At 33.6% G+C, this 16,032-nt stretch carries 15 protein-coding genes; 9 read left to right on the forward strand and 6 right to left on the reverse strand.

Translation table 11 applies throughout. The features are described from left to right. The first annotated feature begins 2 nt into the window (after positions 1-2). The 6 genes from ABD963_RS10975 to ABD963_RS11000 all read left to right on the forward strand — a co-directional run bounded on the left by ABD963_RS10975 (position 3) and on the right by ABD963_RS11000 (position 4,507). Positions 3-974, forward strand: coding sequence for a M23 family metallopeptidase (locus tag ABD963_RS10975; RefSeq protein WP_345277011.1), 972 nt, complete (start codon positions 3-5; stop codon positions 972-974). Beyond that, positions 974-1,303, forward strand: a complete 330-nt coding sequence (locus ABD963_RS10980) for a MerR family transcriptional regulator (protein WP_345277012.1) — start codon at positions 974-976, stop codon at positions 1,301-1,303. Before ABD963_RS10975 ends, ABD963_RS10980 begins: the two co-directional genes overlap by 1 nt. A 112-nt stretch (positions 1,304-1,415) precedes the next feature. Continuing rightward, a complete protein-coding gene (locus ABD963_RS10985; RefSeq protein ID WP_345277013.1) occupies positions 1,416-2,012 on the forward strand; it encodes a LemA family protein in 597 nt (198 codons plus the stop codon). A gap of 34 nt (positions 2,013-2,046) precedes the next feature. Further along, complete coding sequence (locus tag ABD963_RS10990) at positions 2,047-2,487, forward strand: TPM domain-containing protein (protein WP_345277014.1); 441 nt, start codon at positions 2,047-2,049, stop codon at positions 2,485-2,487. Beyond that, positions 2,487-3,308, forward strand: coding sequence for a TPM domain-containing protein (locus ABD963_RS10995; protein ID WP_345277015.1), 822 nt, complete (start codon positions 2,487-2,489; stop codon positions 3,306-3,308). The genes ABD963_RS10990 and ABD963_RS10995 overlap by 1 nt, the downstream gene beginning before the upstream one ends. Before the next feature lie 50 nt (positions 3,309-3,358). Next, positions 3,359-4,507, forward strand: coding sequence for a T9SS type A sorting domain-containing protein (locus tag ABD963_RS11000; protein ID WP_345277016.1), 1,149 nt, complete (start codon positions 3,359-3,361; stop codon positions 4,505-4,507). A gap of 2 nt (positions 4,508-4,509) precedes the next feature. Here ABD963_RS11000 and der read toward each other — a convergent pair whose 3' ends face one another. Beyond that, a complete protein-coding gene (gene der / locus ABD963_RS11005; protein ID WP_345277017.1) occupies positions 4,510-5,814 on the reverse strand; it encodes a ribosome biogenesis GTPase Der in 1,305 nt (434 codons plus the stop codon). Between the two features lie 167 nt (positions 5,815-5,981). Between der and ABD963_RS11010 the strand changes: the two genes are divergently transcribed. Further along, complete coding sequence (locus ABD963_RS11010) at positions 5,982-6,491, forward strand: GTP-binding protein (RefSeq protein WP_345277018.1); 510 nt, start codon at positions 5,982-5,984, stop codon at positions 6,489-6,491. Between the two features lie 131 nt (positions 6,492-6,622). On the opposite strand, the gene era is transcribed toward ABD963_RS11010, so the two are convergent. Further along, positions 6,623-7,504 (reverse strand): GTPase Era, encoded by an 882-nt coding sequence (gene era / locus ABD963_RS11015; RefSeq protein WP_345277019.1) that lies wholly within the window; start codon positions 7,502-7,504, stop codon positions 6,623-6,625. A gap of 125 nt (positions 7,505-7,629) precedes the next feature. Further along, the gene (bamJ, locus tag ABD963_RS11020; protein WP_345277020.1) at positions 7,630-8,334 is read right to left on the reverse strand and encodes a BamJ family beta-barrel-assembly machinery protein; all 705 of its coding nucleotides are present in this window, start codon (positions 8,332-8,334) and stop codon (positions 7,630-7,632) included. Between the two features lie 289 nt (positions 8,335-8,623). Between bamJ and ABD963_RS11025 the strand changes: the two genes are divergently transcribed. Then, positions 8,624-9,985 carry a DUF1800 family protein gene (locus ABD963_RS11025; RefSeq protein WP_345277021.1) on the forward strand — a complete coding sequence of 454 codons (1,362 nt, stop codon included), beginning with the start codon at positions 8,624-8,626 and terminating at the stop codon, positions 9,983-9,985. 12 nt (positions 9,986-9,997) lie between these two features. After that, positions 9,998-11,164, forward strand: a complete 1,167-nt coding sequence (locus tag ABD963_RS11030) for a DUF1501 domain-containing protein (RefSeq protein WP_345277022.1) — start codon at positions 9,998-10,000, stop codon at positions 11,162-11,164. A 290-nt stretch (positions 11,165-11,454) separates the two neighbouring features. On the opposite strand, the gene ABD963_RS11035 is transcribed toward ABD963_RS11030, so the two are convergent. From ABD963_RS11035 to ABD963_RS11045, 3 genes are all read right to left on the reverse strand, one after another. After that, positions 11,455-12,246: a gluconate 5-dehydrogenase gene (locus ABD963_RS11035; RefSeq protein WP_345277023.1), complete on the reverse strand. Its 792-nt coding sequence runs from the start codon at positions 12,244-12,246 to the stop codon at positions 11,455-11,457. A gap of 129 nt (positions 12,247-12,375) precedes the next feature. Beyond that, positions 12,376-14,787, reverse strand: coding sequence for a DUF4955 domain-containing protein (locus ABD963_RS11040; RefSeq protein ID WP_345277024.1), 2,412 nt, complete (start codon positions 14,785-14,787; stop codon positions 12,376-12,378). A 74-nt stretch (positions 14,788-14,861) separates the two neighbouring features. After that, positions 14,862-15,875, reverse strand: coding sequence for a T9SS type A sorting domain-containing protein (locus ABD963_RS11045; protein ID WP_345277025.1), 1,014 nt, complete (start codon positions 15,873-15,875; stop codon positions 14,862-14,864). Between the last annotated feature and the right edge of the window lie 157 nt (positions 15,876-16,032).

Genomic DNA, 16,032 nt, shown 5'->3' on the forward strand with positions numbered 1-16,032 from the left:
ACATGAGTAAGGTAAAATATTATTACGATCCAGAATCGCTTTCCTACAAGAAAATAGAGCGTAAAAAGCGTACAACTTTCAAATATGCCTTTATTTTTATGCTAGCATCTGCTTTTTTTGGTTTTATATTTGTTTTTATCGCTAGCCAATATGTGGAATCACCAAAAGAACGGGCACTAAAAAGAGAACTACAAAATGCCCAGTTACAATTTGAGTTACTGAATAAAAAAATGGCTGAAGCTGAAACTGTTTTAGCCAATATTGCTGATAGGGACAATAACATTTATCGTGTTTATTTTGAAGCAAACCCCATTCCAGAAGAACAGCGAAGAGCTGGATTTGGTGGTATTAACCGATATAAAAATTTAGAAGGCTTTGATAATTCAAAGTTGATTATTGAAACCAGCAAGCGATTGGATATTTTACAAAAACAAATTGTAGTACAATCTAGATCGTTAGATGAAATAGCAAAATTAGCCGAAGAAAAGGAAAAACTTTTAGAAGCCATACCCGCTATACAACCTGTAAGTAATGGAGATTTAACTCGAATGGCCTCTGGTTATGGGATGCGTTCAGATCCTTTTACCAAAGTCAGAAAAATGCATTGGGGCATGGATTTTACCGCTCCAAAAGGCACGCCTGTTTATGCCTCGGGTGATGGTGTTGTAGAACGTGCAGATAATGCAGCGACTGGTTATGGCAACCATATTAGAATTGACCACGGTTATGGATATGTTAGTTTATATGCCCATTTGTATAAATATAACGTTAGAAAGAACCAAAAGGTAAAACGTGGGGATTTAATAGGATTTGTGGGTAGTACAGGTCGTTCAGAAGCGCCCCATTTACACTACGAGATTTTCAAAGATGGTGAGAAAATCAATCCTATAAACTTCTATTATGGTAGTTTAACTGCGGAAGAATTTAACAAAATGCTTGAGAATGCTACTCTGGAAAATCAATCTTTAGATTAATGCATATAGATTTACCCGAAAAACGATATTATGGTATTGGCGAAGTAGCCAAAGCCTTTAATGTGAATACTTCACTCATTCGTTTTTGGGAGAAGGAATTTGATGTTCTAAAACCAAAAAAAAATGCCAAAGGCAATCGTAAATTCACACCTGAAGATATAAAAAACCTAAAGTTTATATATCATTTGGTCAAGGAACGTGGGTTCACACTAGAGGGTGCTAAAACCCATTTAAAAGAAGAGAAAAAACAGGCGCTTAGTAATTTTGAAATTGTAAGTAAACTTGAAGACATAAAAAATCAACTTATCAAAATAAAAGAGCATCTTTAAAGATTGATTTATCTACCAAAATGATTTCTAAAAAACACAAGAAATTAAGTAACATTTTCGGAAATCATAAGACTTATAATTAGAAACAAACAACATATTAAATCTAACTATCATGAAGAAATTTTTACCATGGATTATTGTAGCTATAGTCGTTTTTGGAATATACTCTTGGGCAGTAGGCATTAATAATACCGCCGTAGAATTGGAAGCCAATGCCAAAACCGCTTGGTCCAATGTTGAAAGCTCCTATCAAAGAAGAAATGACCTTATTGGAAATTTAGTTAAAACCGTACAAGGTGCAGCAGATTTTGAGAAATCAACTCTAACAGAGGTAATACAAGCTAGGGCTAAAGCAACCTCAACAACCATTGATGCTGGAAATTTAACTCCAGAAAACATGGCTCAATTCCAGGAAGCACAAAGCGGATTGAGTGGAGCTTTGTCCAAGTTGTTGTTAGTTGTAGAAAGGTATCCTGATTTAAAAGCTAACCAAAACTTTCTGGAATTGCAAAGTCAATTAGAAGGTACCGAGAATAGAATCAATGTTGCCAGAGACCGATATAATGATGAAGTAAACAAGTATGATATTTACACTACCAAATTTCCAGCAAAAATACTGGCGGGTTGGTTTGGATTCAAAGAAATGGCAAGATATAAAGCTGATGCTGGCAGTGAAAAAGCACCTGATGTGAACTTCGATTTTAAATAATTGAACAACTATTTATTGTTATAAACAAAATGATATGTCCAATAAAGTTGAAGACTTTTTAACCACAACTGAAGAGGAAGAGATTATAGAAGCTATTAGAATAGCCGAATTAAATACTTCTGGAGAAATACGTGTTCATATCGAAAAAACTTCTAATGGCGATGCCACAAATCGTGCCTTGGATGTTTTCCATTTATTAAAAATGGATAACACCAAACTTCAAAATGGCGTGTTAATTTATGTAGCTGTTGAGGATAAAACTTTTGTTATTTATGGTGATGAAGGCATCAATAAAGTAGTGACGAAGGATTTTTGGGACAGCACTAAAAACACGATGCAATCGCATTTTAAAGCTGGTAATTTCAAGAAAGGATTAGTTGAAGGTATTTTAAAATCTGGTGAACAACTTAAAAAATATTTCCCTTACACCGATATGGATACCAATGAACTTACCAATGAAATTTCTAAAGGATAATGTTTAAAATTAAGCATATTGTTATATTATTTTTATTAATCTTTGGGATTAATCATACGATTTTAGCACAATTTGAAATTCCAGATAAACCTAAATTTCAAACTAGTTTGTATGACTATATTGACTTACTTTCTGCCTCACAAAAAAAAGATTTAGAGAACAAATTAATTAAATATGCCGATTCAACCTCAACACAGATAGTTGTTGCTATTATTAACTCAACAGAAGGAGATTATATTAACTTTTTAGGTGCTCAATGGCTAAAAGCATGGGGTATTGGACAAGCAGAAGAAGACAATGGCATTCTAATTCTTTTAGCAAAAGACGACAGAAAAATAGGCATTAATACTGGATATGGTGTGGAGCATTTACTAACCGATGCCATGTCTAAACGTATTATTGAGCGTGACATTATACCCTATTTTAAACAAAATGATTACTATGGCGGATTGAACAGAGGAGCTGATGCCATCTTTGAAATTTTGAATGGCGAATATCAAGGTGTTCGTAAATCCAGTAATAATGATTTCCCTATTGGGGTGATATTTATTCTCTTTTTCATATTTATCATCATCATTATTTCAATATCAAAAAATAGCCGTGGTGGTGGAAACAGAGGCCATAGAAGCACAGGATCAGATATATTAGAAGCCATCATTTTAAGTAATATGGGGCGAGGTAGTTATCGCAGGGGTTCATCCGGATGGGGTGGAAGTTCCAGTGGAGGTGGATGGTCTTCTGGCGGTGGTTTTGGTGGTGGTTTTGGTGGTGGTTTCGGTGGCGGTTCTGGCGGTGGTGGTGGCGCCTCTGGTGGATGGTAGATTTATGAAAGTTTTTTTCATTATCTTCCAATGTTTAAAAACCCCAACCAATGATGAAGCTTCATTTTCTATTCTACATATGCTTTTTATCAATTATTCAGTTAAAAGCACAATCCGTTGTTGCTTCCGATAAATTTAATTTACCAGCAATAATAAAAGAAACTTCAGGTCTTATAAATTATGGGAATAAACTCATTACTCATAATGATAGTGGTAATGCCCCTGAATTATATGAAATAAACACCTTGAATGGTTCTATAAACAGGACGGTAACTATTACCAATGCAACAAATGTAGATTGGGAAGATATTGGTCAAGACGACACTTATATTTATATTGGAGACATCGGAAATAATAATGGAAACCGATTAGATTTAAAATTTTATAGAATTTTAAAAACTGATTTTGATTCCAGCACCAATGTTACAGCCGATATTATTAATTATTCGTACGCCAATCAAACAGATTTTACTTCCAACCCTAACAATAATGATTGGGATGCGGAAGGATTTGTGATTTACGGCAATCACATTTTGATTTTTTCTAAAAACTGGGTAAACAATGAAGTTGATGTTTATGCCTTACCAAATAGCATTGGTACTCAAAGCGCTATTAAAGTAAGTAATTACAATGCACAAGGCTTGATTACTGGAGCCGATATAGTTGGTTCCAATAAAATATATCTTTGTGGGTACTCTCAAGATAATGGCACACCTTTTTTAATTGAAATTTACAATTTAAATGTAAGTACACCTTCAAACCTTGATGTGTTTGCAAATAGTGATGCTGTTAAATTAAATAACTTTTTACCTTTCGGAAACCAAGTAGAAGGCATCTGTTTTATTGAAACAGATGGTGCAACAGATACGCTTTATATCTCTAATGAAGAACTCTCAATAACTACACCTATTTTGTTCACGTTTCCTTCAAAGCTCAGAGCATTAACTGTGGATAATTCTACCTTAAGCACCTCAGGTTTTGAAGGTGACGACAATCTTAAACTATATCCCAACCCCTTTCAAAATATCATTAAACTAAATAATAAAGCTGATAAAATAAAAATCTTCGATAGTTTAGGTAATTGTGTTTTAGAAAAAGATTTTACAAACACCGTAAATACTTCTCAATTAGCTTCAGGATTCTACGTGATCTCTATAAAATACAAGAACAGCATCATCAAAAAGAAAATACTTAAATAGAACTATTTTTTACGCATATAAACACTTACTGGAACCCCTGTAAAATCGAAATGCTCACGAAGTTTATTTTCTAAAAACCGCTTGTAGGGGTCTTTTACATATTGCGGTAAATTGCAAAAAAAAGCAAACTGTGGCTGCGGCGTTGGCAACTGCATTATGTATTTAATCTTAACGTATTTTGCTTTGTAAGCAGGTGGAGGATAGTTTTCAATAATTGGCAACAAAACTTCGTTAAGCTTGCTCGTTTTTATCTTTTTTGTGCGGTTTTGGTAAACCTCAACAGCCGTTTCTATAGCTTTAAAAATACGTTGCTTAGTTAGCGCCGAAATAAAAATAATAGGCACATCGGTAAAAGGCTCCATTTGTTGGCGAATCGCTTTCTCATATTCCTTAACCGATTTATGATCTTTTTCTACTAAATCCCACTTATTCACTAAAATAACTATGCCCTTACGGTTTCGCTCTGCTAACCAAAATATATTTTGAACTTGTCCATCAAAACCTCTGGAAGCATCTAAAACGATTAGGCAAACATCACTATGTTCAATAGCACGAACACTTCGCATGACGGAGTAGAATTCTAGATCTTCCTTTACTTTAGCTTTTCTTCTAATGCCTGCGGTATCCACTAAATTAAACTCAAACCCAAAACGGTTGTATTTGGTGTCAATAGCATCGCGTGTTGTTCCCGCAATATCGGTAACAATGTATCTATCTTCCCCTATCAAGGCATTGATAAATGATGATTTTCCTGCATTTGGACGACCTACTACTGCAAACCGTGGTAAGGTTTCTTCAACAATTTTTTCCTTTTCTGGCAATGCTTCAACTAAAGCATCAAGCAACTCACCAGTGCCACTTCCATTTATACTGGCAATGGTATAATACTCACCCAAACCTAAAGAATAAAACTCCACGGCATCCTCTGCACGTTTGGCATTATCCACTTTATTTACTACTAAAAAAACAGGTTTATTAATTTTTCTTAGCAATTTAGCAACATCTTCGTCCATGCCTGTTACCCCACTTTCCACATCTACCATAAAAATAATGGCATCAGCCTCATCTATGGCCAACTCTACTTGTTTATCAATCTCAGCTTCAAAAATATCATCACTTCCTAATACGTAACCACCCGTATCAATTAAAGAAAACTCCTTTCCATTCCAGTCGCTTTTTCCGTAATGACGATCTCTGGTAACACCACTTACCGCATCAACAATGGCTTCTCGTCGTTGAATTAAACGATTAAAAAATGTTGATTTTCCTACATTTGGTCTTCCTACAATAGCTACTATATTACTCATAATCTTGCCTTCTAAAACAGCCTTTAGCTGATAAAATATATTTCTGTTTAGAAGTATTTTGCAAAAATAGGAAATCTACGCGACGCAAAGTTGTTTTTTGATAAAGATTAAAACTATTTATACTTTAAGGAAAAATTAGTATTTTACTTGACTAAACTAAATATTTGATGCCACTCAGTAATGACATTGTTTTAAGACCACGGTTTAAAATTGAAATACCTAGATACAACGAAGCCGTTTTGAGTGATTTTCAAAATGCAAAGGCAACCCAATCTGATTTTATTGTTATCCGAGTTGAAGAACATGTTTTTATTAAATTCCCAAAGCATAAACAAAAGTTTTGGTCGCCACAGTTGCACCTTGAAATTAATTCTGTTGATGAAAATTCATGTGTTATTAGAGGCTTATTTGGTCCTAATCCAACTGTTTGGACGCTCTTTATGTTTCTTCATTTTTTAGTTGCTGGTTTATTTATAGCTTTCGGAATATGGACATACACCAACTGGTCATTGGAACAAAATTTTACACTACAAGCTAGCGTAACCATTTTAATGGTACTGCTTTGGGTTACCCTATACTTTATTGGGAGTTTTGGTAAAGCTTCAAGTATCAATGAAATGAGGGCTTTAAATAATTTTATGCACGATATTTTAGGACATAAAAAAAGCCCTAATTGAAGAAGAAAACCAATTAAAGCTTTTTAAAAACTAACTAACTAACTCAAAACTAAACCAAACAAGTTTTGGTTTGTGCAAATATTGAATTATTATATTAAGTAATTGTTACCTAATCAAGAAGTTAACATTATTTAATTATTATACCCAAAACGTTTTAATTGGTTTTGGTTACTGCGCCAGTTTTTATTGACTTTTACATACAATTCTAAATGAATTTGTTTTCCAAAAAATTGTTCCAAATCTTTTCTGGCTTCAACACCAACACGTTTTAAGGCAGTACCTTTGTGTCCAATAATGATACCTTTTTGTGTTTCGCGTTCAACCATAATAACTGATCGCACTCTAATAATATTATCCTCTTCAAAAAATTCTTCGGTATCGACTTCAACGGCATAGGGAATTTCTTTTTTGTAGTAAAGGAGAATTTTCTCCCGAATGGTTTCGTTTATAAAAAATCGTTCTGGCTTATCAGTCAATTGGTCTTTTGGGTAAAAGGGTGGTGATTCTGGAAGCAATTCAATAATTCTATCGAATACTTCTTTTACCTGAAACCCTTCTAAAGCCGATATGGGAATTATTTCTGCATTCGGTACTTTTTTTGCCCATAGTTGCACTTGTGTTTCCAATTGTTCTTGGTCTGATTTGTCAATTTTATTCAACAATAGTAAAACTGGAATTTTTGAATTCGTTATCTTATTAAAGAAAGTTTCATCTTTTAACTCTTGCTCACCAATTTCAACCATATAAAGCAATACATCTGCATCTTCAAAAGCTGATTTCACAAATCCCATCATAGACTCTTGTAGTTCGTAAGCGGGTTTTATAATACCTGGTGTATCGCTAAAAACCACTTGAAAGTCTTCACCATTAACAATTCCCAGAATCCTGTGTCTAGTAGTTTGAGCCTTAGAAGTAATAATGGACAACTTCTCTCCAACAAAAGCGTTCATTAAAGTTGATTTACCTACATTAGGATTCCCAATAATATTTACAAAACCTGCTTTATGGCTCATTTATTACTTTTTATATGGTACAAAGTTACAATCTTGATTTGTTTATTCCATTGAAAAACTCCACAAACAAAAAAACAGGAAATTTAATTTCCTGTTTTCTTATATTTTATGATAATTGATTTTTACTACTCAACTATTTCTAACAATTCTACATCAAAAATTAAAGTAGAATTTGGTTGTATAACTCCTCCTGGTCTTGGATTGGCTCCATAAGCCAAATCGCTTGGAATGAAGAATTTATACTTTGAACCTACAGCCATTAATTGCAAACCTTCAGTCCAACCCTTTATAACTTGAGTAACACCAAATTCAGCTGGCTCTCCTCTATCTACCGAACTATCGAATACAGTGCCATCAATTAAAGTACCGTGATAATGAACTTTTACCCTTGACTCCGTGGTTGGCTTAACACCTGTACCTTCTTTTAAAACACTATATTGTAAACCACTTTCAGTAGTTACTACGCCTTCTTTAGCTTTGTTTTCTTCTAAAAACTTTTCTCCATCCTGTTTGTTTTTTAAAGCCTCCTCTTGTCTTTTAGCCATTTCATTTTGCTGCTTCTTTTGGAAATAAGCCCTAACAATTGCTTGTGCTTTAGTTTCATCAATCATGATGTCTGTCGAATCCAAAGCATTTTTATAACCTTGTATAAATAAATCGTTATCAAATTCCTCAAAACTAGCTTTCACGTTTTTGGCTACATCCATTCCAATAGCATAACTAACTGAGTCTAGCTCTGTTTTTAATGGTTTATTAGAAACTCCAGTATTATTACAAGACACCATTAATAATACCACGGATACTAAGCTTAATAATTTTATTATTTTCATTGTATTTTTTATTAATTAATTTTTGTGATGGCAAAAGTAACAAATTTATATACAGTATGAAATAAAAAGTCCTTTATATGCTTGATGTAAATTTTCCTTGCTTTGTTTTTTTTGCAAAAAGAACTTAAACACCGTTTTGTCCATTTATTATCATACATCTATAATTCTAATTCCAGACCTTTTATTAATTCTAATTGTATGGATTTGGATTCATAGATTCTGCTAAATTTAGATTTTAAATTAAACTTATTGGGTAAATTACAGTCTTATAAATATTAAATTATTGAAGATGAAAAAATCTGTATTATGGTCTTTACGGTTGGGGTTTAGCTCTGCACAGGCAGAAAAAATTGAATTGTTAGGTATTAATGGATTTTTAAATAACGCCTTTAATGTAGAAGTTGACACCACCTTACCTAGCTTTTTGGAGGATGCCCCAAAAAATTTGAAAGATTATAATGAGCTTCGAAAAAAAATCCAAAGCTATTCAGCAGAGGAGAAAAAAAACTTCAACATAAAACAGCGTAAAGTTGCTATTGAGCTTCAAAAATGGTGGCTCGCTAAAATGATGTCTTCAGAATATCCGTTATTAGAAAACATGGTTTGTTTTTGGCATAATCATTTTGTTTCTACACAACAGAAAGTTAAAGTTAATTATTGGATTTACCAGCATCATATGATTTTAAGGCAACATGCTTTTGGCAATTTCAAAACATTGACCAAACAAATAATCACATCCAACGCCATGATTAATTATTTGGACAACGCTAAAAACCGAAACAACAATTTTAATGAAAATCTTAGTAGAGAACTTCTTGAACTTTTTACACTGGGCATTGGTAATTATAGTGAAAATGATATTAAAAACGGCGCCAAAGCACTGGCTGGGTTAAATTATGGTGATGAACATGGAGTTTACAGACGTTTTATTTCAAATAATGATACCCTTACCTATTTAGGAAGAACGGGCGTATTTAAAGTGGATGATATTGTAGATATTATTTTTGAACATCCCAAAATCCCCTACTTAATAACCAAAAAACTCTTACAGTGGTTTATTGAAGATGATCCTAAAGATGAAAAAATAAAGGCTTTAGGAGACTTTTTTAGGGAGGTTGATTTTGAAATTAAACCACTATTGATAAAAATGTTTAATGAAGCTTATCAAGACCATACATCGGGAACAAAAATTAAAGACCCACTACGCTATATTTTACAACTAATAAATGAGTTAAATATTAACATTGAAAAACCAGAGTATATACTCTTTTTCTTGAGACAGCAAGGTATGGAGTTGTTTAACCAACCCAATGTAAAGGGTTGGGATGGGGGTAATAGTTGGTTATCATCGCAAACTTTTTTACAACGAAATAATGTAGCCGATTTAATATGCATGGGGAAATTAATGAGAGGTAAAAAGATGGAAAGCAATGCAAAACCTAAAATAGGCTTATTCACCCGTGAGATGACCCAAAAAGAAATTATAAAATCCCTTACCGATAATTTAATTTTTAAGGTTAGTGATGATATTGAAGAAGACATGGAGGCCATTTTAAAATACGATTTTGATGCTAAAAGTCCAAACGCAGATACTGCCATGTTAAGGGCATTTAATCACCTTATCAAAACTCCAGAATTTCAAGTAATATAAAACAGAGTTAGTATGAAAAGACGTCAATTTTTATCATTGTCAGCAACTTTTACAGGAGGTACATTAATAGTTCCCAATTTTTTATATGCACTTAAAAACCAATCATTTGTCAATAGCGGCTCAGATTGTATGATTTTTATCCAATTAAATGGCGGTAATGATGGTTTGAATACTTTTATTCCATACGATGACCCACTATATAAAATATTAAGACCCCACATAGGGATTTCTAAAGACAAGGTTATAAATAAAAACAAGGGTATGGGTTTTCATCCTGTACTTAAGGGTATTTCTGACATTCAACAAAACGGTGACTTAAGTGTTATTCAAAATGTAGGATATCCCGAACCCAATCGTTCACATTTTAGAAGTCAGGAAATTTGGCAAACAGCATCGGCATCAAATCAATATTTAAGTCATGGATGGCTTGGCAGATATCTTGATTTACAATGTAACGATCACATGCCAACAGCAGGTATAAACTTGGATAATATTGATAATTTATCACTCAAAGGTGAAGAACCTAATTTTATAACTGTAAGAAATCTAAAGCAATTTAAAATGCGTGATAATGAGCAAGAGGTGATGAAACTCTCTGGAAATCCGCAATTGGATTTCGCCCGAAAAATATCTTACTCTGTAAACGAAGGAGCGGAAGAAATACAAAATGCTCTAAAAAATTCTAAAACTGAAATTAGCTATCCTAAATCTCAACTAGCCTCTAAAATGGAATGGATTGCTCGATTGATAAAAGGTCATCTAAATTCAAAGGTATATTACACCTCTTTAAATGGTTTTGACACCCATAATAACCAATTAGGAGTTCATCAAAACAAACTTAAAGAACTCGATGAGGCTGTATTTGCATTTTATAAGGATTTAAAAGAATCTAAATTATTAGACCAAGCTACCATCGTTATTTTTTCTGAATTTGGTAGGCGTGTAAAAGATAATGGAAGTGGTACCGATCATGGTACTGCAGCACCAATGATTGTTATTGGAGGCCAAAATAAAGGTCAAATTATTGGAGAAAATCCTGATTTAAAAAATCTTGATAATGGTGATTTAATTTATAAAACAGACTTTAGAAGTGTTTACGCCACTTTGCTTCATGATAAAATGAGGTTCAACCCAAAAGATATTGGTTTAAAAAATGATTTTATTAAAGGTTTATTTTAAATAAAGTGAAAAACTAAAGGTTAAAATATTAAAATAGCGATAGTAGCACTACTATCATTATTTAAATTTTGACTGACTTGTAATTGGTTTGATTGTAGATTTTATATCAATAGTTATAAGTATAATACTATCAAAAATCCTTTGATAATTCTATTTTTTTTGAAGATTTACCAAAATACCCAAATATTCTTTACGTTAATTATCTTAGTATTTACCTTATGGGAGCAATTGAACAATAGAATAACCATCAACAGAGGTATTTTTTAAAAACATATTATTAGCATAAAAATTTAATCTTCATTTGATGGTTTTCCTATGGTAGCAAGGATGCCACCATCAACATATAGAATATGCCCGTTTACAAAATCACTAGCTTTTGAACTTAAAAATATGACTGCACCTTGCAAATCTTCAGGGTTTCCCCAACGTCCTGCAGGTGTCCTACTGATAATAAAATCATTGAATGGATGGCCATTTACTCTTATTGGTGCAGTTTGGCTCGTAGAAAAGTAACCTGGTCCAATACCATTTGATTGAATATTAAACTTAGCCCATTCTGTAGCCATATTTTTGGTAAGCATTTTAAGACCTCCCTTAGCGGATGCGTATGCACTAACATTATCTCTTCCCAATTCACTCATCATGGAACAAATATTGATAATTTTTCCTCCACCCCTTTTGATCATACCTTTCGCAATGTTTTTAGATACTATAAACGGGGCAACCAAATCTACTTGTATTACGGCATTAAAATCTAAGACCTCCATATCCACCATTGGTGTTCTTTTAATTATTCCTGCATTGTTTACCAAAATATCAATAGGGCCAACTTCTTTTTCTATTTCCTCAATAGCTTTGATAACAGCCTTTTCATCAGTAACATCAAAAACATATCCATAAACTTTAAGTCCTGATGCTTCATATTCTGCAAGAGCATCATTTAATTTATCTAATGAATTATTATTAACAACAATGGTGGCCCCGGCATTCCCTAATCCCTTCGCCATGGCCATTCCTAGGCCATGAATAGCTCCTGTTATTAATGCTACTTTTCCGGTTAAATCAAATAAATTTATTGACATTTTTGAAGTTTATACTAATTTGTTTTCTCTGATAATATTTATTTTACCTGAACCTTTTTATCATAAAAAAATAGCACAAACAATAGTTTCATTATTTTTCTATTAAAGGCTTTTTATTTTTTTCGAAAATTATATTTTAACAAACTTCAATAAAGCTGAAGCCATATCTAAATATTTAATTTCAATAATATAGAATCCTGATTTTAAATAGCTAACATCTAAATTCATAGAGTCATTTTTGAGATGAGATATAGTAATACCCTTGATATGCTTTCCTGACAAATCATAAATTACCAATAAGCTACTATTCTTTAAATTGCCGGATAAGGTTAAAGTTTGTTTAACTGGGTTTGGATATAATTTTATTTCATCAATTGCAGTTGGAACTTGATCGGCTGTTAAGGTCCCATCATAAGTTGTCCATGAAATATTATCTATGGCCAACGTATTATTAGCTCCAACATCAGAAGCATTTCTGATAGCTATATTGATATTGCCTTCAATATTAATATTTTCGACCGTGTAAGTATAAACTTCTGTTCCATTGTGAGTAAAAGAATCTACCACATTACCATTTATCAATAGCTGTATAACTCTATCATTTCCTTGAGAGAATAGATCCCTACATTGCACAGAAAAATTACCAATTCCACCAGCTACAGTGCCGGATTGAACTCCTGTTACACTATTATGAAAGTATATACCCTTACTGGCATCAATATACCCAGAAACACCTTTGGCATTAATGGTCCATAAATATCCACTATTGCCCGTGTAAGTCTCGGTTCCCCAATCAATAAGGGTCATGTTCTCGAAGTTCTCCGTATAAGTACCATTAGTTGGAGGCATAAAATACCAATCTGTCTTCAGCGTATTCCAATCATTTATAGCTTCAACTATCCAACTGGGTGCAGCTCCTATACGGTGTCCTAACTGAGCCTCATAAAGTGATTCTGGGAACACTTTAGCACCAATACTTTCTTGATACTTGACATTGCTAAAGGTTGTACTTGCAGTACCGTGGTATCCCACAACTATGGGGTTTACCACCGTTAAGCCACAATAGTTACTCCCACAAAGATTCCAAAAATTTTGACTCTTGCTGGAAGTTCCTACCCGCTCAACATTCCACATGGTAAGTCCTTTTAAATGGTTTGGAAGATCCGTAAAATTACCTCCAGCATTATCGAGATCCATTTGAGTATACAAATCAATCAAATTGGTTCTGGGCATACTGGCATGCAAATCAAGACCATATCCTTTTCTGGCATCCACACGCCATATTACTGAACCGGCAACGCCGCCACTCATATCAGCGCCATGAAATTGTCCATTACTAGTGTTATCCCAAATTAAGCCTTGCAATATTCTAGAGGACTTGAAGCCCACACTTGAAAGGGCATGACCCGTATTTCCATCTACTAGAATATTAAGAATACTGGATGCATAAGATCTGCCTGTAATGGTTGTGGCTTTACTTACGTTGGAAAATTTACAACGCCTTACCCAAGAATGTGCCACATTTTTCAAGTCCACTCCTTTCCAACCATAATTGTGAATATAATCTTTGTGATGCACAAATACATCGTAAAAGTTGGCTTTAAAATGAATGTCTTCAAACCCACAGTTTTCAATCAAGTTATTAGTGCTTACTCTCCAGCCATAAGAGGATTTAAACGTATCGATTACTGGATCTTTCAAATAAATTCGATTATTCGCTGCATCGATATAGTCAATTTCATGGGTTTCATCCAAAATTACGCCAGCATTAATATCAGACCAAGTGCCTTTGGTCGTTCTACCCTCCAAAAAATCGTTAGTAGCAGCAGTACTAGCCAGTGTATTAATCCGGCAATATTTTGCTGTCAAAAACGGGGTCGTACCACCTGCTGTAACGGTTACATACATATCACCAGCGTTGGCATCGCCAACACCTGTTCTGGTCGCAGAAGAAGTGTTGGTTTGCGAAAAAGTAAACATCGCAGGATTATTGGCATCACTTACGCCAGAAGGAAGCCGCATATAATTGACCATATTTATAATAGTCCCTCCAGGAACTGACCCACTTCCTTTAAGAACAATATTGGAACTATTAATTGTTATTGTATTGGTTGAATTAGGATCCGTATTTACCAAATATTCACCAGGTGGAAAAAAAACAACTCCACCTCCGTTCGCCTCAGCTGCATTTATCGCGGCTTGAATAGCCACTTGATCTGAAAGTCCATCATCTGGGACTGCTCCATAGGTTGCATTGGTAACATCAAAAGTAGGGTAAGCAAACGTGTTGGGAATGCCTACTTCTCCCCTCATATAACCGGCATACGAATAATTAGGAAGCAAGGGAATATTAGGATCGGATATTTGACCCGTGTATTTTTGCCATATCAAAGCATCCTGCGACATCATCAATACTGGAAATAAAAAAAGAAAAATTAAAAAATTTAACTTGACAAGCTTAAGTTTAAGCCCTTTCAAAAAAAATGACAAGAATGCTTTCATTTTATCAACTTTGTTTAAGTTTTTAATTGCATTGGTCATTTGAAATTACTTAAAATGACCAATGCATTTTATTAACATTAAGGAAAACACTTTTCCTAAAGTGTATTACTTATTTATTCAATCATTACTTTTTTACTAAAAACACCATATTCCAAAGAATTTATTTTTAAAAAATAAAGTCCTTTAGCCAAGGGGCTCACATCAATATCATTCAAGGCTTTAGAAGTATAAACTGTTTTTCCTAAAACATTAACAAGACTTAAATTCGAAATATCTAAATTACTTTTAGATTGAATTTTCAAAACATTTTTAACCGGGTTAGGGTATATTTTTAAATCGGTTTTAAGTTCAAAAGAGTTATTAGAAAGTGTTGAAGTAGCAGATACTTTAACATTATCAAGGCTAAAAATTGTATATCCACCAGCAGCAGTTAAAAACCCTCCTGTATCTGTTTGAATTTGGAATATAGCAAACGTACCTAATGGTTTACCTGATAAATCGACACTACCAGAAATTTTAATCCATTGTCCTGGAATGATATCAAAACTCGTTTGGTTGGTTGGATTTGTAGTCCCGTTGGTAATATCAAACGGAATATTTGTAGCCACATTGGGTCCTGCTGCAAAATATGAATCTGATATAGCGAATGAGTTATCACTATTGCCGTGATTTAAATTTATATTCCATGATTGTAATGTTGGCGTAATATTGGCATTATCTGAAGGATTACCGCCATAAACCTCAAATTCAAAATACAACATGCTTTGCCCTGTAAGATCTAATCCCGTAAAAAATATACCTGTGTCTACATTTGCATAATTTGCACTACCACGCATTGCAATACACTGTTGACCACCAAAAGAATCAGCAAAAAATTGACAACCTGCAGAACCGCCACTAACGGAAACCGAATTGGTTTTGTCTGCAACTGTAGGTCCAGCATTCCAATTTTCTTGTCCTCCAGCCATATCAGCTGTATAGTTGTATTTAGCAAAGTTAGTGGCATTAAGCTTTACTACTCCCCCAGATATATCAGTATCCTGAAAGTCTTCATTAATATAAGTTATTTGACCCCAAGACGCGAAGGCTAATAAAAGGGTGAGACATGATAAAGTAATTTTTTTCATAATAGTAAAGTTTTAGATGTTAGTTTTAATTAATGTTTTTCAAATTTGATAAAACAACATGTAAACGGAGGGGAGTAATGTATTTAATGTAGGGGATAAATTTACATTAATGAGGACTCATCTCTTATTTTATGATGAGTCCTATTTTGAATGTTGA

Origin of the sequence: Litoribaculum gwangyangense (genome assembly GCF_039543505.1) — a bacterium.
GTDB lineage: Bacteria > Bacteroidota > Bacteroidia > Flavobacteriales > Flavobacteriaceae > Litoribaculum > Litoribaculum gwangyangense.